The following is a 22,864-nucleotide window of genomic DNA, read 5'->3' as shown; positions in this document are numbered from 1 at the left end:
TATCTTCCACGTACCCTCACCTCAGTCTCCGTGTTATGTCTCACATTACTCATTCCGTGCGTTTTTCACAGCCAAAAGAGTCCCTGAAGCATACTCAGCACCGTTAGCAAAGCCGCTTCCAACAGCTCATTCATCGCTCCATACGTATCTCCTGTAAGCCCGCCCAGCCTTTCACTGATGCGTGCAGCAACGAATTTACCGATGATGTAACACGCAAAAGGTACGATAATTACAGCCGACACAGGATACAACCACCATGGCAATGTTCCTAGGCTGCTCATCATGGCATCGGCAGTGCCTATATCCGGCCGGAAGATCCATACGGCAGCAAATGTAATTACACCTGCAAGAAGGGTCAGTCCGACCGCAGAGCTGCGTGCACGCTGGACCTCCTTACGCTCACCCAATCCCTTGAATAAGACTGCGAGACCATCATCTCCACGTGCATTCGGCCAGGCTGAGATGGCATACACCATAAACCAACGACTCCAGATCATTGGCAGGATTAACAGCGCACCATAGATCCAGTTGCCACGTGCAATAAAATCGGCGATCAGAGCCGCTTTCATCATCAGCAGTAAAACGCAGGCGACCACACCCATAGCGCCTACACGGCTGTCCTTCATAATTTCCAGCATCCGTTCACGGGTACGATAGCTTAGTAATCCATCCGCCGTATCCATCCAACCATCCAGATGAAGGCCACCAGTGAGCCATACCCATAACGTTAAGGTTAATACGGCAGCAGGAAAGGCTGGAAGTACCTCACCCGTTAAGGCCCCTGCGAGCCACACGCATAGTCCAATTGCAGCACCCACCAGCGGGTAATACACGACACTTTCCCGCAGTAGTGGCGGGACGAAATCAATCTGCATTTTTACCGGAAACCGGGATAAAAATTGAAAAGCGGCCGCAGCCGCATGTTTACGAGGATGATTGCGATCTGTCATAAACGATACTCCTTGCTTTTCAGCTCAATCGCAATGCCTACAGTTACCAGGAACACTTCACGACATATGACTGCAATCCGCTGATTCAATATACCTGCCAGATCCCGATATTTCCTGCCAAGCGCATACTCCGGCACAATACCATCGCCCACTTCATTCGTGACAAGTACGAGCAGCCCCGGGTAGGACTTGATCGCTTCTACCAGAGCATCCATATGATTTTGCAAAATCTGCTCGTCTTCGTGTTCATGTGCAAGCAGAACATTGGTCAACCAGAGCGTCAGACAATCGACCAGAATCGTCGGTGCAGACGTACCCGTATGGTCTTCTCCCATACGTGTAATGAGTGCCGGTAATGCAAGTGGTTCCTCCAACGTATGCCATAGATAACCTGATGCCTCGCGCTGATTCTGGTGTAAACCTATACGCTCACGCATCTCGTCATCATACGCCTGAGCCGTAGCCACATACCAAGCCTCTGAGGAGCGTTGCATACAGAGACGCTCGGCAAACGAACTTTTCCCACTACGCGCTCCACCCGTCACCAACACACTCATAGCGAGACCTCTCCTTGAACCGACGAAGCACCTGTAACATTAGAGTCCGCTACATCACCCTCACTTGTACTCACATCGGCATCCGAAACCTTGTTCGTTCCATCAGATACCCCTGCACTTGCAAAGGTCGCCATCTCATTCAAGAGGAGACAGGCTGCATCAATCAGATGAAGGCTTAGCACACCACCAGTTCCTTCACCCAGCCGCATGTCCAGATCCAGCATCGGTTTCAGATCAAGTTCACGAAGCAGAGCTGCATGTCCACTTTCATGTGAAGTATGAGAAGCAATCATATAAGCCGTGCTCACGGGAGCAAGCTGTCTTGCAATTAATGCGGCCGCAGTCGAGATGAATCCATCCACGACAACAGGACATCCGTTCGCAGCTGCAGCAAGAATCACACCCGTCAGTCCGGCAATTTCCAGGCCACCCACTTTACAAAGTACGTCCAGTGCATCTTCCCGATTTGGGGAATTCACGCTCAGTGCCTGGCTAACCACGGCGGCTTTACGCTGCAATCCCGCATCATCAATCCCTGTTCCTCGCCCAACCGCTGAAGCAGGTGCAGTTCCGGTTAATGCACACATCACCGCTGCACTCGCGGTTGTATTACCAATCCCCATTTCCCCGGTAACGAACAACTGCGCTCCCTTTGCCACCTCTGCCGATACCACATCGACACCTGCAAGAATGGCTTGAATTGCTTCATCACGAGTCATTGCTGCACCCTTTGCCATGTTGGCCGTACCTTTACGAACTTTGCGGGAAAGCAGGTCAGGATGTTCCAGATCGGCATTAACCCCGATATCCACACAGATTACATCGGCTCCGGCGTGGCGGGCAAGTACGTTGACAGCAGCCCCTCCAGCCAGGAAATTAAGGACCATCTGCGGCGTTACCTCGGCTGGGAAAGCACTAATACCTTCCGCCACCACGCCGTGATCTGCGGCCATCACAATGACGGCTCTGCGATCCAAACGTGGACGAGCCTTGCCAGTGATTCCCGCAAGACGAATAACCAGTTGTTCCAGCTTACCCAGACTGCCGGGTGGTTTCGTCAATGCATCCACATGTGCGGAGGCTTCTGCCGCAATTTCTTCATTAGGACCCACGATCCGACCCAGTAACCGTTCCAACACCTGTTCATTATTCATACAGCCAGCACTTCCTTCATCAAAATATGGGTTGCCCCGCTTCGTTCATTCCTTCTCCCGCCGCAGCAAGAGCTGTGGGATTCCATTGTCAGGATGGTTCACCATCGCAGGTTTAACGCGAAAGATGTCCTGAATGTTGTCTTCAGTCATCAAGGTATGGGGCGTTCCATTCCCCACCACTTTGCCTTCTCGCAGCGCCAGAATGTGGTCGCAGAACTGCGCAGCCAAATTCAGATCGTGCAGCACAGCCACAATCGTAATGCTGTTTTTTTGCCGCCATGTCGATAATAACTCCATAAATTGCAATTGATATTTGATATCCAGAAACGTAGTGGGTTCATCCAGCAATAATAACCGTGGTTCCTGTGCCATGACCTTGGCGAGTGCCACCCGCTGACGCTGTCCTCCACTAAGTGCATCCAAAGGCCTTTCAGCCATATCGGTCAATCCCAATTCTTCCAGTACACGATCAACTACAGCCGCTCCATCTGCTGATTCTCGCCCAAGCCAATTCTGGTATGGATAACGTCCCATCTCCACGACATCCCTCACAGGATAAGAAATTGCAGGCAGGCCATCCTGTTGTAACACAGCAATCATGCGTGATAGATCTTTCCGACTGTATGAGGCGATATCCCGGCCATCCATACGTATACTGCCTGCGCTTGACTGCTCCGTTCCAGCAAGGAGCTGGAGCAGGGTAGACTTGCCACTGCCATTTGGACCAACGACACCCCACCAGTCCCCCTCCGTAACCTGCCAGGTCACCGCATCCAGGGCTTGATGACTGCCATACATTTTACCTGCCCCGGTAACTGCGAATAGCGGTTCGTCCGAATTCATACTCATGGCATCATCCCCTTCTGCAGTTTTTTGTTCCGGTGTAACAGGTAAGCGAAGAATGGTGCACCTACAAAGGCCGTCACCACACCAAGGGGAATTTCGGTCGGCGCCAGTAAGGATCGGGCAATCGTGTCTGCCCATACCATGAAGATGGCGCCACCAATGGCGGATAAAGGCACCAGCAATCGATAGTCAGGCCCCACAAGCAGCCGAAGCATATGCGGAATCACCAATCCAACGAAGCCAATAACACCGGATACAGAGACTGCTCCTGCGGTAAGAAGTGTTCCCACAGCAAGCACGGACAACTTCAAACGATCGACGCCAACCCCGATATGCGCAGCTTGACGTTCTCCCAGCGCAAGTACATTCAAGGAACGTGCACGGCTCCAGAGAAAGATCAGCCCTAACAGAAAATACGGGAAAAGGATGGCCGTATACGACCACCCACGCAGAGCCAGACTTCCCATCGTCCAGTATATAATTTCATTAATGGTCTGTTTCGACATGGTCGACAGGAAGGAAACCACCGCTCCCAAGAAACTTTGCATCACTACACCAGCCAGAATCAGACTGTGTGTTGGTATTTTGCGCCCTTCACGAGCCAGGGACATAACAAACCATAATGTTAGTACGCCCGTCAAAAAAGCTACCAGTGGCAACGTCCAGATTCCGATCAGTGCATACTGCAATCCGAAGAAAATCAAAAAGGCTGCACCCACCGAAGCACCGGATGATACGCCCAGAGTGAACGGGTCTGCCAGCGGGTTCCGAAGAACCCCCTGGAATCCCGCACCAGCAATCGCCAGCGATGCCCCCACGAGCACAGCAAGCAGTACACGTGGGAATCTGACTTTCCAGATAATCTGTTCAGCTGCTGCACTCCAGTCGGGCGTGATCCAGTCTCCGATCCATGGCAAGTGATGAAGCAGAATACCTGCAATGTCACGAATAGGCAAGGAAACCGAACCGATGCCCGTGCAGATGAGCACGGTTAACACAAGCAGCGCGATCCCTGCCGATGCGTACACGGCCAGTTTTTTACTCATTGGAACAGGTCAGGATAGATCGCTTTGGCTACTTCTTTCAGACCTTCGGTTACACGTGGGCCTGGACGGCTGAGCAGATTGGCATCTAGGCCGATGACTGCATCGTTCTTCACAGCCGTGATTTGATCCCAGCCACTGCGAGCTTTAATGATCTGATCCAGTGTTTTGGAGTTTTCATCAATGACATCGTTGGCATACAGAATCACATCCGGGTTGGAGGCAATTACGTTCTCTTCATTAATTTCATACCAGCCCTCTTTGTCCGAAGCAATATTGCTACCACCGGCTACAGTAATGAGTTCATCCATAAATTCGCCTTTACCCACAGTCCAGCCTGGGGAGAATTCAACGTATACATTTTTCTTCTCTTCCGGTTTAACTGCCTTCACTGCTTCAGTTACATCTGTCACATCCTGTTTCATCTGTGTGATGATCTCCTGAGCTTTTTCTTGATGATCCGTGATTTTACCGAATGTTTCAATATTGTTCATCACATCGTCGATGGATTTTGGATCCGTTTTGAAAATGGTAATGCCCAGTTCACGCAGTTTCTTCACTGCATCTTCGCTCATGGAGATACCTGTGAATACAATATCAGCTTCAGCCGCAATGATAGACTCTTCGTTCGGCTTCGTTATGCCACCCATTTTCGCTTTGGTTGTTGCCGCTTCAGGATAATCATCATAGTCGGATACCCCTACAATCTGCTCGTCCAAGCCAAGTGCGAATAGTGTTTCGGTCTCAGCTGGAGACACGGATACGATTTTGGCTGGTGCCTTTTCAAATGTAAAGGACTCACCCGTTGCATCGGTAACGGTAAGTGGATATTGTGTTTTGAGATCCGTCTGCGCCTGGCCTTGGGACTGCTCCTGTGCCGGTTGCTGTGAAGTACCTGTGCCCTCGTTCGTTGTTGCATTGCCACATCCGGCCAAAGCCAGTGCGAGTGCCGCTGCACTCAGCAGGGACGCTACGCTTTTCCAATTCTTGAAATTCATTCTGTTATTCTCCCCTTCTCTATTTGTACTATTTTCTTGCATCGTGCTCGAGCTTTTACTACCAATGCCTTGGTGTTCCTGTACAAGTTAAACCCATCATTTCACACAGGTCCACTCCGATTGCAGTACCATCTTCCGATGTATCTTTCTTGTAGAAAGCTTTAAGCGAACACTCCGTTTCTTCAGATCGGTTCTGCACTCTTCGTTAACGTGTAAATGTCTGGTTCATCTTATATGAACAATAAAAAATCCCTAATCCTTACGTCAGGATCAGGGATGACGTCTCGCATATGGCGATCTGTACATGTTCAACATATTGTTGTGCATGCACATAGAACTGCCCGAAACGCTGTCCTTTCCTCGAAGGAACACCGGTTTGAACGTCCAGGGCAGGTAACCTGACTTACAGGAATTGTTCCTGATTTACAGTGGCGGGACCGTGCCGGACTTGCACCGGCTTCCCTATTTCACCCGTATGCCATCCATGACTGGATATAGCCATGAACCATTACTGCATGCACGCGGGACCCTTGGTCGCTGATATGAATTAACCCATTCAAGTGAGCCATCTGCATTCATGTTCAGACATTATTGCCTGTCACACGAAACTACAGTGCTGTCACACTTCTGTTGTGATTATAGGTTATATTGCACATCCTTACAACCCGATTCACGGAAAATCCACCCTCGTGCCAACCCACTGATCTCTATGTTGTTCCAGCCGCACCTGTATCGCTTGCCCCGGAATCACCTGCGTATCCCAGAATTCCAGATTGGCAATGAGACGGGATAATGCATACCGGATTACACCGCCGTGGGTGACCACAATAATGGTGGGCACGCCTGAGTCAGGAGAGGGCATGGACGGACAATTCGACCCTATGCACTCTTGTAGAAATAAATCGATTCGTGCAGTGAATGACTGCCATGACTCCCCCTCGGGCGGGGTGACGTCCTGCGGAGCATCGATCCAGTCCCGGTACTGTTGGTTGTCCTTGAGTTGATCGTACGTTAATCCTTCCCATTGACCAAAATCAACCTCTCGCAGACGTGGTTCCAGCTTCACATGGCCTAATAAATGGGGCCCGATCATTGCCAGGGTCTGCTGACAACGGAGCAGATCACTGCAATATATCAAGTCCCACGAGACGTTGCTCAATTGCTCGCGTAGTGAAGCCAGTTCTCTTTCTGCATCCGGCAGCAAAGCGATATCGGTATGCCCCAGATATTTTTTTTCCACATTCCATGCGGTTGTGCCATGACGTATAAACAGAATATTTCGTTGCTGTGATCCATTCTGCCCTGCAGTTACTTCCATAACAATGTACCTCCAGCGAGCCATATTCCGAGCGTTACCAGTGTACACAGGATTACAAAAGAACCCGCTGACCAGAACATGAGACGTGTCGTTCGCACAATATCCTCTGCTGCCATCGGACGTGTTGCCTCACCCATATAGGCACGAAAAGAAGCTACGCCATGGTACACATTGTGTCCACCAAGTCTGATCCCCAGTGCTCCGGCCACCGCCGATTCGGGAAAACCACTATTCGGACTTGGATGCAATCTGGCATCTCGGGTCACCATACGTGCTGCGCCTTTGGCATCCAGTTTCATGACCCATGCACCCAAGATCAGCAGGATGGCGGTGAGCCGTGCGGGAATCCAGTTAGCCCAATCGTCCAGACGGGCGGAAGCCCAGCCGAGATGCATGTACTTCTCATTTTTATAACCAACCATTGAATCCAATGTATTCACCGCACGATATGCCATCGCAAGTGGTGCGCCACCTATTAACGCATAGAACAAAGGGGATACGATGGCATCCACAATATTCTCCGCTACCGTCTCCACCGTTCCTCGCACGACCTCCGGTTCATCCAGATGAGCTGTGTCACGTCCAACAATCATGCCAAGTGAACCTCTTGCAGCAGGCCAATCTTTCTGAACCAGATGGTGATACACCTCCATGCCTGCATCCTTCAACCCTTTGGAAGCAATGGTAGTCGCAATAAGCACCACTTCAGCCACTATTGCTACGACCGGATGAATGAGACCCAGCACATATACGAATGCCCAGGTAATTACAAACGCCCCACCCGCAATCAGCAGCGGAAATAATAGACCAGCCCTCTTCAGCCCGGAATCCGTGCTCACACGGGAACGAATGCTACGCTCTAGCGCAGAGATTGCCTTCCCCATGCCAATCACGGGATGAGGAATCCAGCGTGGATCACCGATGCATCGATCAAGTATGTATGCCCCTATAATAATCCAGGCACCTGCCATTCCCGTCCAGAATGGCCAGGAGGCCAGTTGCCCTATCTGAAATGTCATTACACCCTGTTCCTCTCTTTCCACTGCTGTCCCGCTTGCAGGCTTTCCATGATCGTGTCATACACCAACCTGCCGATAGCCGCACCAATGACTGTAGCCGTTCCCGCATAAGCAATTAGCGGCTTGTGCTCGTGCACCTGACTCAACGCAAGTACAATAGCATCCGTTGTCGTCCCTGTGGCCAGCAGTCCATTCTCCGAGTCCGCAACACCGAAATCAGCCAGCGCCGCCGCTTTGGCTTCCACCGCAGTCTGGATTGCATTCACCATTGCTCCCGATGTCATTCGTCCGTTGAACCATAACATGACATTAATCGTGCCCGGGACATAGGGCTTCGTAAAGTGAGATTGAGTTGTAGATTTTAAAAGCTCTACGGCAACAGCCTCATTTCCCTCCGTATCAAATACGGTTCTTGCGGAACCTGCCCGCGCAGCATTGGACACCCCGGCTGTTGTACAACACAGAATTCCGAATGCCTCACTTGTGTATTCCTGAATGGAAGTATGCTCCAGTCGAACCGCAGTCAACAGTCCCGCACATTGATCAAGCTGCTCCTTCCATTCATGCAGAGAACGTTCGATATCACGAGGAGGATCATCACAGCGATAATGTCGGTCCACATAGATGTTAAATATCCGATCCAGTTCAAGCATCCCGCCGCCATATACCGCACTGGAAAGTGCACTTGCAGCAGCAGGACTCACAGCTCTGATATATTGACCGTGTGCAGTAATCTTCAGCCCAGGCCACGAAGAGGAACGATATTCATTCTCGTCTGCCTCTGCATTCTTGTAGTAATTATAAAACGGCAGTGTCATCGCATGTTCCCCCTGCTCCGATCATGTGTCGCTTGTGGTCTGGCCGCCCCATTACACTTCCTAGCGCTTCGAGTAAGCACTCGTTGGCCTCTGCGTCCTTTACTGCCAAACGTACATGTCGTTCACCAAGTCCCGGATACATCGCACAGCTACGGATTAGAATGCCACGCTCGCCCAGGGCTGCCTGCATGGATGCCGCAGTCCAAGGTTCTGGTAGGCGCACCAAAATAAAATTCGCTTCCCCCGGTGTTACCACACAACCATACGACTCCAAGCCTGCCTTTAAACGCGCGCGTTCCCGTGCGATCTGTGCCAGTGTGTCCTGTTCGAACCGTTCTCCGCTGCGTAGACAGGCTTCACCTGCAATCAACGCCAGTCCATTCACACTCCAGGTTACCTGTTTCTCCGTCATCGCACGAATCCATTCCGGACGTCCCAAGGCATACCCCAGACGCAGACCCGGAATTGCGTAAAACTTCGTCATTGATCGAATGATGATCACCTGTGGATATTCCTCCAGTCTGGGTGCAAGAGAATGTTGTCTTGATTCAGGTATGAAATCCATAAATGCCTCATCGATGACCAGGATAGTACCTGTTTTCTCTGCTTTACGAGCCAGACGATGCAATATCTCCACCGAATACTGTACGCCATTTGGATTGTTGGGCTGACCAAGAAACAGCAGGTCTACCTGTTCCATCAGTCGTTCAATGTCCTCAGGTTCAGCACGCCACTCCAGCTCCTCTCGTCCCTCCACATGCTGGACTTCCGCACCGAATTGTCGCGCTAAAGAACGATATTCTGAAAATCCAGGTTCCACTGTGCCGACCTTCTGCGGAGCAAGTCCGAGCAAGATCAACGCCATGCTTTCAGCAGCGCCATTGCCTACCGAAATACGGTCCTGTGGCACACCCAAACGTTCACTGAGTACTGATTTGAACCCTCGATGGCCCGGATCAGGATAACGAAGAACCGACTGCAATCCTTGCTCCAAAGCCTCCAACACTACCTTTGGCGGGCCCAACGGATTGATGTTTGCGCTATAATCGAGGAAATCCGCAGCGTTCCCTCCAAACCGGGATGCGGCCGTCTCCACGTCACCGCCATGTCCGAAAACTTCAATGTAACCGGTCATACTTCCGTCACCCTTTCTACATGTCCTTTTTATTATGGATGGCGTGGGAGGTACGGGTCAATCCCGTTTTACAAGTCTTTTTGCCAGGCTACATGTTGCTCGTTCGTGGCGACCCTTCGGTACCCCTTCTAATTCCTTTGTGTCCCAACCACAATTCGTTTACAATAGAAGAGGAATTTCGGTTTCGTTTGTTTTACAAGGTTCACTACATAAGGGATCTTGATCCCTCACATACATTAATGGAGGAATGACCATGCTGTTTGTTGATAACCAGGGCATTACAGATCCGTCTGTAAACCTCGCGATTGAGGAGTATATTCTGAAGCATCTGCCGATGGAGGATGACAGTTATCTACTGTTCTACATCAATCGCCCGTCCATTATTATCGGAAAGCACCAAAATACCATTGAAGAGATCAACATCGAATATGTGCAGGATAACGGTGTACAGGTTGTCCGTCGTCTTTCGGGAGGCGGAGCGGTATATCACGACCTCGGCAACCTGAATTTCAGTTTTATTACAGCCGATGACGGTCAATCCTTCCACAACTTCCGCAAGTTCACCCAGCCTGTGGTTGAAGCCTTGCAGGAACTTGGGGTCAATGCCGAGCTAACCGGGCGTAACGATCTGCAAGTAGGAGAAAAGAAAATTTCGGGCAATGCCCAGTTCTCCACGCGCGGTCGCATGTTCAGTCACGGCACATTGATGTTTAACCTGAATCTGGATCATGTTCAAGCATCCCTGAACGTAAATCCCGAGAAATTCAAATCCAAGAGTACCAAATCTGTCCGCAGCAGGGTCGCCAACATTCGTGACCTGATTGACAGTAACCTGACGATTGAACAGTTCCGCGATGAGCTGTTGCGTCACATTTTCCGGATGGAGCCGCAAGACGTCCCGCAATATACACTCACAGAGAAAGACTGGGACAAGATCAAGGAAATCTCTGCCGAGCGCTATAGCAACTGGGACTGGAACTATGGTCTGTCTCCGGAAAGCAATGTGAAGCATACCCGCAAATTCCCTGTCGGCATTATTGACCTGCGCATGAACATCAAAGATGGACGAATTGAAGATATCAAAATCTTCGGTGACTTTTTCGGCGTAGGCGATGTGGCGGATATCGAAGATATGCTGCGTGGCAAGCGTTATGAGGAATCTGAGGTGCGTACTGCGCTTGAGGGCCTGGATATAAAACACTACTTTGGCAACCTTGAGCTGGAAGACTTTATCGGCCTTGTTTTCCTGGAGGAGTAAAGTTGAATTTATATAGATTAAGACCCGAATAGATACAGATAAAAAGGAGAGAAACTTACATGACCTACAAATTAATCGCAATCGATATTGATGACACTCTGATCAACGACAACAAGGAAGTAACCCCTGCCACGCAAACTGCGCTGGAACAAGCGGTTGCCCATGGTGTAACTGTAACGCTGGCGACTGGCCGTGCTTATGCTTCCGCACAAGCGCTTGCTCGTCAGACCGGACTTAACGTGCCAATCATTACGTATCAAGGCGCATTGGTGAAGAACTTACTGGACGAAAAAGTTCTCTACGAGCGCTACGTTCCACAGGAGGCTTCCCGCAAACTGTACGATTATTGCCTGGAAAATAATCTTCACCTTCAAACGTACATTGATGACAAGCTGTATGCTCGTGAAGAAAACGACAAACTGCATGATTATGCCAAATTGAACGGCACACAATATTACATCGAATCTGATTTCATCAAAGTCATTGAACAAAAAACACCGAAGCTGCTGATCATCGATGAGCCGGATTACTTGGATAAGGTTGCTGTTGACCTGCGTGAGTTGCTTGGACCACAAGTGCATATCACGAAGTCCAAACCTTACTTCCTCGAGATCATGCACAATGAGGGAACTAAAGGCCATGCTCTTACCTTCCTCGCAGACCACTTTGGTCACCAATTGAGCGAGTGCATTGCCATTGGCGACTCTTGGAATGACCATGAGATGTTGGAAGTTGCAGGACTTGGTGTAGCAATGGGTAACGCCATCCCTGCTCTTAAAGAGCTGGCTGATTACATTACGGCAAGCAATAACGAAGATGGCGTAAAAGAGGTTATCGAGAAGTTTGTATTGAACGCAGAGTAAGGTTCAAGCGAAGTATTTACTTTTATACATGTATTATGACAACACAAACAGCCCTGTCAGCGATAGCTCGCTGTGCAGGGCTGTTATTATAATTAGACCGATCAATATGCCACCCGATACTATTTTGCAATCACATTCGCCTAGTGCCTTCCATTCCTGTACTTCTCTTCGAATTCCTGATCACGTTCCCTGATATCCTGTATCATCGTACTCTTAGGAAGTTCAGAAACGAAAACAGTCAACAACAGCAAAGCCCCCACGATAAATAATAGGATGGCCAGGACATAACCAACCCAGCCATGTGTCTCAGATACGGCTGCAAAATACTGCCCCCACGTATCAGACCAAACCATCACGCTTGGCATGTGTATAACGCTCGCAATATGAATTGCACCATACAGTAGAATACCTGCAAACAACAATATTGCTCCAAGTTTTTGTCTGTTATCCATGGTTTCTTCCTCATTCCCGTTCGGAATTACATGCAACCTATTTTACCACAGTTTTGGAAGTCTGAACCAACGGATTTGTGCGCCCACCTCGTTTTAACCAATCCATCACTTTCTCATTCATCGCCAAGAGACCTGTAACGACCAAGGCTACACCAATCCACGTAATCCAACTGACATGTTCATTATAGACAATGGCACCCAGACCAACCGCTATCGGCGGGGAGATGTACAGCCAGGTCGCTGGGAACAGCGGATTCGTGCGAGACATGATCCAGTAGAACAGGCTGTGACCCACCATCGAGCCAACGACAGTCAAATAAATTACGGACGAGACAGCAGGTACCCAGTCCAGAGCAGACATATTCCACGATTCTGTAACCGCTGAGAGCAAGCTTAACAACAGTCCTCCATACATCATCTGTACTGCGTTGATTGCTACAGGGTTCGCTTCTTTGAACTGATTAATAACCTTCTTGGAGTATATTGCCCCTGCCGAATAACACAGTTCGCCCACCAGAACGGCAATACACCCCCATAGCCATAGTGGACTTCCACCAATGGACACACCCGGCAGAACGACAAGCACAACTCCCGCAAAACCGATCAGACATCCCGTAATCATGCGTGCAGATGTTTTTTGTCGCAACAAAGCTGTCTGCATCAGCATAATCATGAGTGGACCTGTAGCTGACAAAATTGCACCAACGCCCGAACTCACATATTGTTCAGCCCAATATAAGGTCGCAAACGTACCAAACGTCAGTCCTGCACCTGTAATGAGCATTTCTTTACGCCACAGTAGGGAAATATTGACCTTCCCCTTCATCCACATCCATGCAAACATCAAAGCCCCTGCAACAATGAAACGGAGTCCAGCTGACAGAAAAGGCGGCATGCCTGCTTCCACTCCAATTTTAATTGCCAGAAACGTTGTTCCAAAAATAAGACACATTACGGTAAATGCGATCCCAACCATGCTAGCCCCTCCTTCATCTGTTCTCCATCATATAGCACTCTCTACAGAACAGAATAAACAAAACAGAACAGTTATCTTCCGTTTGCTGTTACAATAGTGTTCAAAAGGAGTGTGAGCCGGGTGGGCAAAACCATGATGATGACAGATAACAGCCTGAAACTATATGAGCAAGTCATCCATTATCTCGTTGTGCGTATAGAAGCGGGAGAGTGGGCTGAACATGAGAAACTGCCATCTGTACGAAGCCTGTCCGAGCTACTCGGCGTACATCGCTTGACCGTTTTCAAAGCGTATCAGGAGTTAAAAGAACGTGGGAATGTTTATGTGAAGGACAAGTCTGGCTATTATGTCAGTCCAGCTACCCCTTTCTCTGTAACAGATCAGGCGGATGATCCCGCTGTGTCTGCCTGGCTGCATTGGGATTCACTAGCACGGGTACAGTCCCTTGAAGCAGAATACCAGTTTTCCAAATCGTTAATCGATCCCTCTCTGCTGCCCAACCGTTATTGGGGTGAACTGATGCGTGATCTGCTGGATCAATATCCCCGTTTGCTCGGGACGTATTCCACAATTCAGGGAGATCTGGAATTGCGAAGTGCGCTGGCAAGCCATTTAACGAAAAAAGAACGCTTCTATCTCTCGGCAGACGAAGTGCTCATTACCTCGGGTGCCCAGCAGGCCATCGATGTAATCTCTCGCAGTCTGGTCAGACCCGGTGATCGTGTTCTGATGGATAGGCCCACGTATGGCCCTGCAATGGAAATTTTCCGCAAACAGGGTGCCCGTCTGATCTTTACGGATATTCACCCCGATGGGTATGATCTGGAGCAGATTGAGCATCTGATGAAAACGGAGAAACCACGCTTATTCTATACGACACCAACCTTTCATAATCCGACCGGCGTTAATGTTCCAGTTGAGCAGCGCAAGCAGTTACCGGAACTTGCAGAACAGTATGGTTGTTTTCTACTCGAAGACGACAGCACCTATGATATCTATTTTAAGGAGAAACCTCCTGCACCCATTTTCACCTACGACACCACCGGTCACACCCTGTACATTCGAAGTTACAGCAAGTATGTTGCACCCGGGCTGCGAATTGCAGCCATCATATGCCGTCAACGATTCATGCCAGGACTACAGGCTGTAAAATCACTGACAGATAACGGAACAGCCCTTCTGAACCAGAAGCTTTTTCTCCGTTATTTTCAGTCAGAACGCATGCATCAGCATCTGTCCAAGCTGCGGACCGCCATCCAGCTACGTATGGAAGTGATGGAACAATGTCTTTTAGAAACGGACTGGACGTGGACCCGCCCTGAGGGTGGACTCAACTTTTGGGTTGAGCTTCCTGAGGGTGTGGATACAGGAAGACTGCTTCACCGATGCATGGAGCAATCCGTTGCGTTTGTCCCCGGAACCGTATTCGATTCTTCGGACGATTCAGCTAACCGCAAGCTGCGTTTGTCCTTCTCTTATGCACATGAGCAGCAGATTCGGGAAGGCATGAGCAGGCTCATTACACTGGCCAAAGAAATGTAGTTTGAATTTAAAATAAACCCTACTTCCTGCGTGTACGACATAAGCATATCGTTAGAATCCAAAATAAGCCCGAAAGGTCAGATGACCTTCCGGGCTACTGTTATGTGCTGGATATGACCTTATCCACCAATCCATATTCGACTGCTTCAGCAGCGGTCAGGAAATAATCTCGATCCGAGTCCTTCTCAATCCGCTCAATCGACTGCCCTGTATGATCGGCTAACAGCTTGTTAAGGCGTTGACGGTGTTGAATGATGCGGTTAGCATGAATCAACATATCGGATGCCTGCCCTCGCGTACCGCCATGTGGCTGGTGGATCATGATTTCACTGTTGGGCAGCGCCATACGCTTGCCTTTTGTTCCTCCCACCAATAAGATCGTGCCAAAGCTCGCAGCCATACCTGTACAGATCGTGGAGATATCCGGCTTCACGAATTGCATCGTGTCATAGATCGAGAACCCCGCAGTCACCGACCCACCAGGGCTGTTGATGTACATTTGGATGTCCTTCTCCGGGTCTTCTGCAGTCAAAAACAATAACTGAGCCACAATGGCATTTGCCATCTGATCCTCAATCTCTCCGGACACCATAATAATCCGATCTTTGAGCAAACGGGAGTAAATATCATAGCTCCGTTCTCCGCGAGCTGTCTGTTCCACCACATAGGGTACTACATTCATGTGTGTCGCCTCCTCGGTTTAGGCAACCATGTTGACCGTGTCCCCACCTCCATACGACATCGAGTTCATACCAGAAGTAGAGTACCCGTACATCATTGGCTGCATGGATGGAGACGGCAAAGCCTGCTGCAAAATAGTACCCGCCACAGCCATCGGATCATCAGTCCGATTCAGGCACAGATCAATGATTCGAGCTGTATCTCCATTACGAAATGCCAGCAGATAGCTGCGCAGTTCCTCCCGATTGTTTTCCACTGCGCCTACTTCATACTGCAATTCAGCGTCCGATTGTTCCAACCTGTGCCTCACTTCAGCTATGGCAGAGCGGGCACGACTTAACGCCGCTTTCACAGCGCCTTCTGTCGTATCCAGCATTTCCGCAGTCTCTGCCGCCTTATAACCCATTAATTCACGTAATACATATATCACTCGCTGCCACGGTGGTAGCTTATCTACAAGAAGTTGAACAGCAGATTCCAACTCCTCGAATCGTCTTTCCTCCTCCATCTCGTGCAGAAGCGGCTTCAAGCTATCCAGTTTATATGCTAATCTCTCACGCTGACGTAAGATATCAATCCAGCTGTTGCGTGCAATACGGATCAGATAAGCTTCCCAGTTTATATCTTTATTCATCCCGTAAGTTCCAACGACACTCGACGACAATACTTTGAGACAAGTCTCCTGGACCAGATCCTCCGTCTCTGGAACTGATTTCGTCAGCGATAAACAGTACGCATACAACGAACCCATCAGGTCGGGTAATACGGCATGGATATTTGGGTTTAATTGATTTTTTCCGTCGTTGCCACCGGATTCAATATTGTATTTATCTTTTTTACCATCATCATGTGGTCTGTTGATTCTGCAATCCACGGACTTCACAAAGGCCATCTTGGGGGCCCCCCTTTGCTGGTTCCTGATTGATTTTGACTTACACTATGTAAACGAAGAACCTCCTCCAAAGGATACGCTCTTCTGAAGTTATTTTTGTTACGCTCATTAAGTTGAGTTACGCAATCGTTTCTAGCTATAAGGTTCCAAGCGGCACCTTCATCCCGGCAAGAGCAATCGTAATGCCTGGATCCAGCTTATAATTCTGCCGTACATCGACATCATGGGACATATGTGTAAAATAGGTATGACCCGGTTGCAGCTCCCGCAGCAACTCCTGCGCCTCAAGCATATCGTACACGGAACGTGTCGAGAATTCTGCAAGCTCATGCACAAAGCTCGTTCCGAGCACCAGCATATCCAGTCCATGCAATGGCTTTTTCTCAGTGGCCTTCAGGTCAATAGCATCTGAACAGTACGCCAAGCTATACCCGCCTCGATCCAGCCGATACGCGTAAGAATACCCGTTATGCCCATGGCACACTTTCCAGGAATGCACGTTCCAGCCGCCTAGTTCAATATCATCATCCGTTTCCAGAAAGTCCATATGACGCCCCAACCAGGGAAACTGTCCCTGAATGGTGGCAATCACTTCACGCGGTGCATATAAACGTCCCTTCACACCCAGCCAGCGGCATGCATCTGCCCATTCCGGTAATCCTCCAATATGGTCAAAATGGGCATGCGTGATGAGCAGCGTATGCACCATACGCAATCCCTGATCCTCCATCTGTGATCTCCAGTCCGGCCCGCAGTCAATCATGAATCCTTCGCTAGCACCATCACCACTGTCAATCAGAACAGCAGAGCGTTTCCGTCTATTTTCTCCCGTAAGCCTCGCCTCTGTACATACGTCGCAATCGCAATACACACGTGGAACGCCCATCGCATCGCCAGTGCCCAGAAATGTTAGCTGATTCAATCCGCATTCCCCCTGAATTAATGATATGTAGATTGTAATCGTACGCCTTTGTTTTTGCAAAAAAAAGACCATCCCGCTGCAGTTCTCCACTGCAATTCGGGATAGTCCGTAGTCTGACCGTTCACCGTCAGACTTACAATTCCATGCTTCGCTCCATCGGGAGCTTGCGCTCATCCATATCTGGTGCGCCCCCTCACAGCTGGGTCGCCCGCATGAAGATCAGGCCTTACCATTTTTCACAGGCCATGACCCGATTGATTTAAGTCACATTAACCCAGCTCTGGAACTACACCAGTGCCCGCAGCTTTAATGTGAGTTCCCGACCTGCAGGTACTTCCTTCGAGTCTGTAATGACCCAGTTTGACGCAAGTCGCTCCGCCAGCACATCTGCCTGTTCCGGTTTCAACTGCAATCCGGTGACGATTCCTTCACCCACTGTAAAGTCTTTCTCTGGTTGCACCTTAAAGGCCTTCTCCAACCAGATTCCCAGTCCACCACGCGTGTTAAAGGTAATCCGGTAGCCGTCTTTGACTGCTGCCTCCAAATTTTCACCATGCTCGTCCGCATACGAGAAAAATTCGTTATATCGGTATTCCTCTTCAGACACGGCGTCAAAAGCGGAAACGTCTTTTGCTTGAATAGCTTTCAAAAGTTCTTCCTCAGGCATCCCCTTACCACGGGCCTGCTCCAGTCGAATCGCTGTACTTTGGGATAATTTGATCTCTGAACTCATCCAACTCACACCTTCCTACAGATACTATGTAACCATCATGATTTAGTATACCTCTATCTATATCCTTTTGGCAGTAAAAAACCTCCATCTCGACTTCCATTGAAATGAAGGTTTAGTATGAACATGTACGTTTACCTATTCAATTGCATCATCAATACTCATATTCCCGCGAGCACCTGATACCACACCCCGCGTTTGGAGTACAACGTACTGCGTACCTCGTCCCATCCACCCAGATAGGTGATATCAAATAATCCTTCAGGCGTTGGAAATGTGGACTCCGTCTGAGCAAATACATCCGGATCTACTGAACGAAAACCATGCTTGGCAAAAATGTGCTGTGCTTCCGGTGTACGCAGATAGGCGACAAAGGCTTCCGCCAGTTCACGATTCCCGTGTTTGTCAGCATATTTATTCACCACGACTGCCGGGTTCTCAATCAGGATTGTATTTTTCGGAACGACGATGTCATAATCTACACCTTTGGCAATCCGGGCAAGTAATTCATTTTCATACGTGACGATCACATCACCAACACCATACTCGAATGCCGCCATCGAAGAGCGACCACTCTTGTCCAATGATTCGACGTTGCGATGTACCTGTTCGAGAAAAGCCTTGGCTGCGGCAGGATCTTTCTTCCCCTCTTGCTCCTCCGACAGTTTCAGTCCAGCACCGTAAATGGCATTAATATCCCATTGCGCGCCCCCGGATGTCTTTGGATTGGGGTACAGTACCTTCACTCCCGGCTTCGTTAAATCCTGAAAATCACGAATTCCCAGCGGGTTGCCTGCTCTTGTTCCTAGAACAACAATCGAACGGGTGATCATACCCTCATTCGGGGTCTGTTTCCAATCGGAGCTAACCAAGTCGGCTTTGACCAGCTTGTCGATATCACTCTCCATCGCGAGCAAGGCCACGTCAGCCTCGAATCCACCTACAATGGCTCTTGCCTGTGTTCCCGAAGCTTCATAGGATTCCTGGAAGTTAATCGTCTGTCCAGTCTTCGCTTTCCACTCCTCCTGGAACTTGGGTAGCAACTCACCTACAGCGTCTTTCGCTACACTATAAGCACCGATTACCAGCGTGTTGGATGAATCGTTACCTGAGGACTCGTTCTGTTCGCTTGACTCCTCCTGCTTGCTGCATCCAGCGGTCATGCAGACGAGCAGAAGCATGAGGGTAACATATAAGAGTATGGATTTCTTCTTCCTCGTCTGCATGGGCAAGCCCCTTTCTTCCACTCGATCTAAATCATCACCGGCATCGGATCTTCCTTCAGTCGGTTCTCAACCACCCAACTGTTGGAATCATTGAACAAGTATGCACGATGCACAAGGACTCTTATCTGTTGACCGATCTCCAGTGTTGTTTTCTCCAGGGAACGGTATGTGATTAACTTATGACCCTGTACTTCTACCTCTACCATCCATTCACTACCGCGGAAATGAAGATGTTTGACTGTACCTTTTTCCGTCGCAGACAACATGGTGAACTCGTTTTTCAAGCCGATCTCAATATACTCCGGTCGAATAAGCGCTTTGGTATGTTCACCCTCAACGGCATGTTCGAATCCTTTCAGTTGGGAAGCATCCTCCACAACCGTAGACTCCCCGATAAATGTAGCGACAAACGGTGTCTGGGGGTTTTTGTAGATATCCCAAGGTGTGCCCTTCTGTTCCAGACGACCTTGGCTGATAATCATAATCTCGTCCGCGACTTCAATTGCTTCATCCTGGTCATGCGTTACAAAGATCGAAGTGATTCCCACTCGCTCGATTAGCTCCCGTAACCATGAACGCAGTTCCTGACGGATCTTCGCATCAATAGCCGCGAACGGTTCATCCAGCAATAACAGCTGCGGCTCCGGGGCGAGTGCTCTGGCAAAAGCCACACGCTGACGCTGCCCACCAGACAACTGATGTGGATAACGCTGTTCAAAACCCTTTAACCCGGTCAGTTCAACAAGTTCCATAACCCGATCACGAATCTGGGCTTTCGGTGTCTTCTTGACCTTAAGTCCAAAAGCAATATTCTCAAATACCGTCATATGTTTGAACAAGGCATAGTTCTGGAATACAAATCCGATGCCCCGCTCCTGTGGAGGCAGATGGTTCACGACTTTTCCGTGAAAGCGAATCTCTCCGGAACCCGGATTCTCCAGACCCGCCAGCATCCGCAGAATGGACGTCTTCCCGCCTCCGCTGGGTCCAAGCAGACCGATCAGATGGCCTTTGGCAATATCGAATGAGACATCTTTTACCGCATGAAAATCACCGAAATGTTTGTTCAGATCACGGACTTCTACATGCATATCAATGCACTTCCTTTCGCTTCTTGGCCCATTCCATCATGAGCAGCAGCCCGACGGAGAAGGTGACCAGCACCAATGCCACACCATTTGCGGCAGCTACTTTAAAATTCTCAACATCCTGATACACCAGGGTTGTTGCGGTCTGCGTTTTGTTCATAATATTACCGGATACAACCAGCACTGCACCGAATTCCCCAAGCGAGCGTGCAACCGTCAAGACTAGACCATACACTACCGCCCAGCGGATCGAAGGCCATGTTACACTCCAGAACGTTCTCCAGCCGTAGGCGCCAAGTGTAGATGCAGCTTCCTCTTGCTGAGAACCGAGTTCCTGCAGGACAGGCATAACCTCTCTGACCATCAGTGGAAAGGTAACAAATAACGTTGCGATCACCATACCTGGGAAGGCATAGACCACATTGAATCCAATCCCTTCAAAAAAAGCACCCATAATGCTGTTAGGTCCCAACATCAACACAATCATCAAGCCGCCAATGACAGGAGATACGGCATAAGGCAGGTCTACAATGCTGTTCAGCAGCCCTTTTATCCGTTCACTCAGCCATCCGGCACGAACCAGATACAGAGCCATCATGATGCCAAACAATGTATTTAACAGGGTGACCACCAGGACAACCAGTCCGGTCATCATCAAAGCGTGTAACGCCTCAGGGCGCATCAGCCCTTTCAGGAATCCACCTGCCCCATCTTCAAATGCGCCAATAAAAATACGGCCAAGCGGGATGATCAACAGTACAATAAATACCGCAAACGTCAGTCCGATTAAGAGTCGTCTCATCGTCTTCTCCCCCGCATCTGCACCAGATTGATCAGCCAGAGGATCAGGAAGGAGAGCGTCAGGAGCAACACGGATACAGCAGCGGCCCCCGTTGGATTATCACTTTCAATCTCCCCGTAGATAAATACGGAAGCGGTCAGTGTTCTTCCTGGAATGTTACCAGCCACCAGCACAACAGCCCCGAATTCAGCCAGTCCTCTGGAGAAAGCGAGCATCCCTCCACTGATCATGCCAGGTGCCATGGACGGCAGAATAACCTGCATGAACGTGCGAGCCTTGGATGCCCCCATCGTGTACGAGGCCTCTTCCTCGGAAGGATCGATTTCTTCCAGCAAAGGCTGCACTGCGCGGATAACAAACGGAAACGTGACAAAGGTCATCGCGATAACAATGGCGGGCTGATGAAACACAATCTCAAATCCCATGGATTCAGCCAGTTTCCCGATGGCACTGACCGGACCCAAAAGCAGCATAATCATCAAGCCGCCCACCGCTGTTGGCAGTGCAAACGGGAGATCAACCAGACTGTTAAGAAACGATCGGCCCACAAAGCGATACCTTGTCAACACCCAGGCAATCATCGTGCCCAGAACTACATTAATCAGCGTGGCAATCACAGCCAGTCGAATGGTCAGCAGTACGGCTTTCCACGCGATGGGGTCCATAATGCTCTGAACAAAGTTGCTCCATCCTTCGGAGAAGGAATTGACGTACACACCGATGATTGGAAGTACAATAAGTACGATAAAATATAACAATACGGTACTGCGAAATCCCCAAGTCCATCCCTTATGACGAAGAACGGTATTCATTGCTGCGTTCCCTCCCAGCCTCCGGCTTTAGCTCCGGTCGGCAGTCTTCCTGGCTTCAATACGACATTTTTCCTAAGTTGGATGATATTGCTTTAATATTATTCCCATTAGTCTACTTGGTTTTGCTTTTCTGATACTTTACCAGTTTGCAGTGCTAATCGTCAATGCTTTTATTGAATAAAATTGGGGCACATATGAGATCGATTACTAAATATCACTTCAGGTTATTTCTGTCCTCTCCGTTATCATGCGATTTGCTCTTTTACCTTGCATATGTGGTTTGTTTGGTATGTAGTGGTTAAGGTACAATCGAGGGTAAGAACAGAGATGATAAGGAGCGATCTAGCATGTTATATACGAAGAATATATCCACGTCCACACGAGATGAAATGAAGGATATCACATGGGACGTGAAGCAGGTTGTCCAGAGTAGCGGGGTCCAGAATGGGACGGTGCTTATCTACTGTCCACATACGACGGCAGGTATCGCCATCAACGAAAATGCAGACCCGGATGTGAAACACGATGTATTGTTGCGCTTGGACGAAGTGTATCCCTGGGAGCATCCCGAATATCGACATGCCGAAGGTAATACAGCCTCTCATCTCAAATCCATCACAACAGGGCCATCACAGACGGTAATTATTCATGAAGGCAGACTGCTGCTTGGCCGATGGTAAGGCATTTACTTTTGCGAATTCGATGGCCCCCGTGAGCGGGAATACCTTCTCAAAATCATGGAAGGTTAGATTCGTCCCAATAGGCCTGTCACCAACTCCACC

Annotated in this window: 23 protein-coding genes, 1 pseudogene and 1 riboswitch; of the genes and pseudogenes, 4 read left to right on the top strand and 20 right to left on the bottom strand. The window is 49.4% G+C overall.

Going from position 1 to position 22,864, the window contains the following annotated elements:
- Positions 1 to 65: 65 nt before the first annotated feature.
- The 10 genes from cobS to cobD form a co-directional block, all read right to left on the bottom strand.
- Positions 66 to 950: an adenosylcobinamide-GDP ribazoletransferase gene (gene cobS, locus MKX75_RS07105; protein ID WP_339169025.1), complete on the bottom strand. Its 885-nt coding sequence runs from the start codon at positions 948 to 950 to the stop codon at positions 66 to 68.
- The gene (cobU, locus tag MKX75_RS07100; protein WP_339169023.1) at positions 947 to 1,507 is read right to left on the bottom strand and encodes a bifunctional adenosylcobinamide kinase/adenosylcobinamide-phosphate guanylyltransferase; all 561 of its coding nucleotides are present in this window, start codon (positions 1,505 to 1,507) and stop codon (positions 947 to 949) included. Before cobU ends, cobS begins: the two co-directional genes overlap by 4 nt.
- Positions 1,504 to 2,661, bottom strand: a complete 1,158-nt coding sequence (gene cobT / locus MKX75_RS07095) for a nicotinate-nucleotide--dimethylbenzimidazole phosphoribosyltransferase (RefSeq protein WP_339169022.1) — start codon at positions 2,659 to 2,661, stop codon at positions 1,504 to 1,506. Before cobT ends, cobU begins: the two co-directional genes overlap by 4 nt.
- 45 nt (positions 2,662 to 2,706) lie before the next feature.
- Positions 2,707 to 3,459 (bottom strand): ABC transporter ATP-binding protein, encoded by a 753-nt coding sequence (locus MKX75_RS07090; protein ID WP_235599464.1) that lies wholly within the window; start codon positions 3,457 to 3,459, stop codon positions 2,707 to 2,709.
- 47 nt (positions 3,460 to 3,506) lie between these two features.
- On the bottom strand, positions 3,507 to 4,553 hold the full coding sequence (locus tag MKX75_RS07085; RefSeq protein ID WP_339169021.1) for an iron chelate uptake ABC transporter family permease subunit: 1,047 nt from the start codon (positions 4,551 to 4,553) through the stop codon (positions 3,507 to 3,509).
- Entirely contained in the window at positions 4,550 to 5,548 is a 999-nt protein-coding gene (locus MKX75_RS07080; RefSeq protein WP_145146498.1) for an ABC transporter substrate-binding protein, read from the bottom strand. Before MKX75_RS07080 ends, MKX75_RS07085 begins: the two co-directional genes overlap by 4 nt.
- Before the next feature lie 370 nt (positions 5,549 to 5,918).
- A riboswitch (cobalamin riboswitch) is annotated at positions 5,919 to 6,066 on the bottom strand.
- Between the two features lie 152 nt (positions 6,067 to 6,218).
- Entirely contained in the window at positions 6,219 to 6,866 is a 648-nt protein-coding gene (locus MKX75_RS07075; RefSeq protein ID WP_339169019.1) for a histidine phosphatase family protein, read from the bottom strand.
- Positions 6,857 to 7,837 (bottom strand): adenosylcobinamide-phosphate synthase CbiB, encoded by a 981-nt coding sequence (gene cbiB, locus MKX75_RS07070; protein WP_339170388.1) that lies wholly within the window; start codon positions 7,835 to 7,837, stop codon positions 6,857 to 6,859. The genes MKX75_RS07075 and cbiB overlap by 10 nt, the downstream gene beginning before the upstream one ends.
- A 47-nt stretch (positions 7,838 to 7,884) precedes the next feature.
- Entirely contained in the window at positions 7,885 to 8,703 is an 819-nt protein-coding gene (locus tag MKX75_RS07065) for an adenosylcobinamide amidohydrolase (protein ID WP_339169018.1), read from the bottom strand.
- Positions 8,684 to 9,838 (bottom strand): threonine-phosphate decarboxylase CobD, encoded by a 1,155-nt coding sequence (cobD, locus tag MKX75_RS07060; RefSeq protein ID WP_339169017.1) that lies wholly within the window; start codon positions 9,836 to 9,838, stop codon positions 8,684 to 8,686. The genes MKX75_RS07065 and cobD overlap by 20 nt, the downstream gene beginning before the upstream one ends.
- 253 nt (positions 9,839 to 10,091) lie before the next feature.
- On the opposite strand from cobD, the gene MKX75_RS07055 reads away from it, so the two are divergent.
- Both MKX75_RS07055 and MKX75_RS07050 read left to right on the top strand, forming a co-directional pair.
- Entirely contained in the window at positions 10,092 to 11,096 is a 1,005-nt protein-coding gene (locus tag MKX75_RS07055; RefSeq protein ID WP_339169016.1) for a lipoate--protein ligase, read from the top strand.
- Between the two features lie 59 nt (positions 11,097 to 11,155).
- Positions 11,156 to 11,959 carry a Cof-type HAD-IIB family hydrolase gene (locus MKX75_RS07050; protein ID WP_339169015.1) on the top strand — a complete coding sequence of 268 codons (804 nt, stop codon included), beginning with the start codon at positions 11,156 to 11,158 and terminating at the stop codon, positions 11,957 to 11,959.
- A gap of 140 nt (positions 11,960 to 12,099) precedes the next feature.
- Here the strand turns inward: MKX75_RS07050 and MKX75_RS07045 are convergent, their stop codons facing one another.
- Entirely contained in the window at positions 12,100 to 12,411 is a 312-nt protein-coding gene (locus MKX75_RS07045; RefSeq protein ID WP_076330027.1) for a hypothetical protein, read from the bottom strand.
- A 37-nt stretch (positions 12,412 to 12,448) separates the two neighbouring features.
- Positions 12,449 to 13,387 (bottom strand): EamA family transporter, encoded by a 939-nt coding sequence (locus tag MKX75_RS07040; RefSeq protein ID WP_339169014.1) that lies wholly within the window; start codon positions 13,385 to 13,387, stop codon positions 12,449 to 12,451.
- A 120-nt stretch (positions 13,388 to 13,507) separates the two neighbouring features.
- Here MKX75_RS07040 and MKX75_RS07035 point away from each other — a divergent pair, with 120 nt between their 5' ends.
- Complete coding sequence (locus MKX75_RS07035) at positions 13,508 to 14,929, top strand: PLP-dependent aminotransferase family protein (RefSeq protein WP_235599349.1); 1,422 nt, start codon at positions 13,508 to 13,510, stop codon at positions 14,927 to 14,929.
- A 100-nt stretch (positions 14,930 to 15,029) separates the two neighbouring features.
- On the opposite strand, the gene clpP is transcribed toward MKX75_RS07035, so the two are convergent.
- The 8 genes from clpP to cysT form a co-directional block, all read right to left on the bottom strand.
- Complete coding sequence (gene clpP / locus MKX75_RS07030; protein WP_036610761.1) at positions 15,030 to 15,611, bottom strand: ATP-dependent Clp endopeptidase proteolytic subunit ClpP; 582 nt, start codon at positions 15,609 to 15,611, stop codon at positions 15,030 to 15,032.
- An 18-nt stretch (positions 15,612 to 15,629) separates the two neighbouring features.
- Positions 15,630 to 16,502, bottom strand: a complete 873-nt coding sequence (locus MKX75_RS07025) for an RNA polymerase sigma factor (RefSeq protein WP_083679392.1) — start codon at positions 16,500 to 16,502, stop codon at positions 15,630 to 15,632.
- A gap of 136 nt (positions 16,503 to 16,638) precedes the next feature.
- Positions 16,639 to 17,424, bottom strand: coding sequence for an MBL fold metallo-hydrolase (locus MKX75_RS07020; protein ID WP_339169012.1), 786 nt, complete (start codon positions 17,422 to 17,424; stop codon positions 16,639 to 16,641).
- 286 nt (positions 17,425 to 17,710) lie between these two features.
- Entirely contained in the window at positions 17,711 to 18,157 is a 447-nt protein-coding gene (locus MKX75_RS07015) for a hypothetical protein (protein WP_076330025.1), read from the bottom strand.
- Between the two features lie 158 nt (positions 18,158 to 18,315).
- Positions 18,316 to 19,380, bottom strand: coding sequence for a sulfate ABC transporter substrate-binding protein (locus MKX75_RS07010; protein WP_062833150.1), 1,065 nt, complete (start codon positions 19,378 to 19,380; stop codon positions 18,316 to 18,318).
- A 26-nt stretch (positions 19,381 to 19,406) separates the two neighbouring features.
- The gene (gene cysA / locus MKX75_RS07005) at positions 19,407 to 20,471 is read right to left on the bottom strand and encodes a sulfate ABC transporter ATP-binding protein (RefSeq protein WP_062833149.1); all 1,065 of its coding nucleotides are present in this window, start codon (positions 20,469 to 20,471) and stop codon (positions 19,407 to 19,409) included.
- Between the two features lies 1 nt (position 20,472).
- Positions 20,473 to 21,270 (bottom strand): sulfate ABC transporter permease subunit, encoded by a 798-nt coding sequence (locus MKX75_RS07000; protein ID WP_339169011.1) that lies wholly within the window; start codon positions 21,268 to 21,270, stop codon positions 20,473 to 20,475.
- On the bottom strand, positions 21,267 to 22,082 hold the full coding sequence (cysT, locus tag MKX75_RS06995; protein WP_017689978.1) for a sulfate ABC transporter permease subunit CysT: 816 nt from the start codon (positions 22,080 to 22,082) through the stop codon (positions 21,267 to 21,269). Before cysT ends, MKX75_RS07000 begins: the two co-directional genes overlap by 4 nt.
- Before the next feature lie 347 nt (positions 22,083 to 22,429).
- Between cysT and MKX75_RS06990 the strand changes: the two are divergent.
- Positions 22,430 to 22,831: pseudogene (locus tag MKX75_RS06990) on the top strand (secondary thiamine-phosphate synthase enzyme YjbQ).
- The last annotated feature ends 33 nt before the right edge of the window (positions 22,832 to 22,864 follow it).

Origin of the sequence: Paenibacillus sp. FSL R5-0341 (assembly GCF_037975235.1) — a bacterium.
Classification (GTDB): domain Bacteria; phylum Bacillota; class Bacilli; order Paenibacillales; family Paenibacillaceae; genus Paenibacillus; species Paenibacillus amylolyticus_A.
This window is presented reverse-complemented; position numbering and strand designations above follow the sequence as displayed.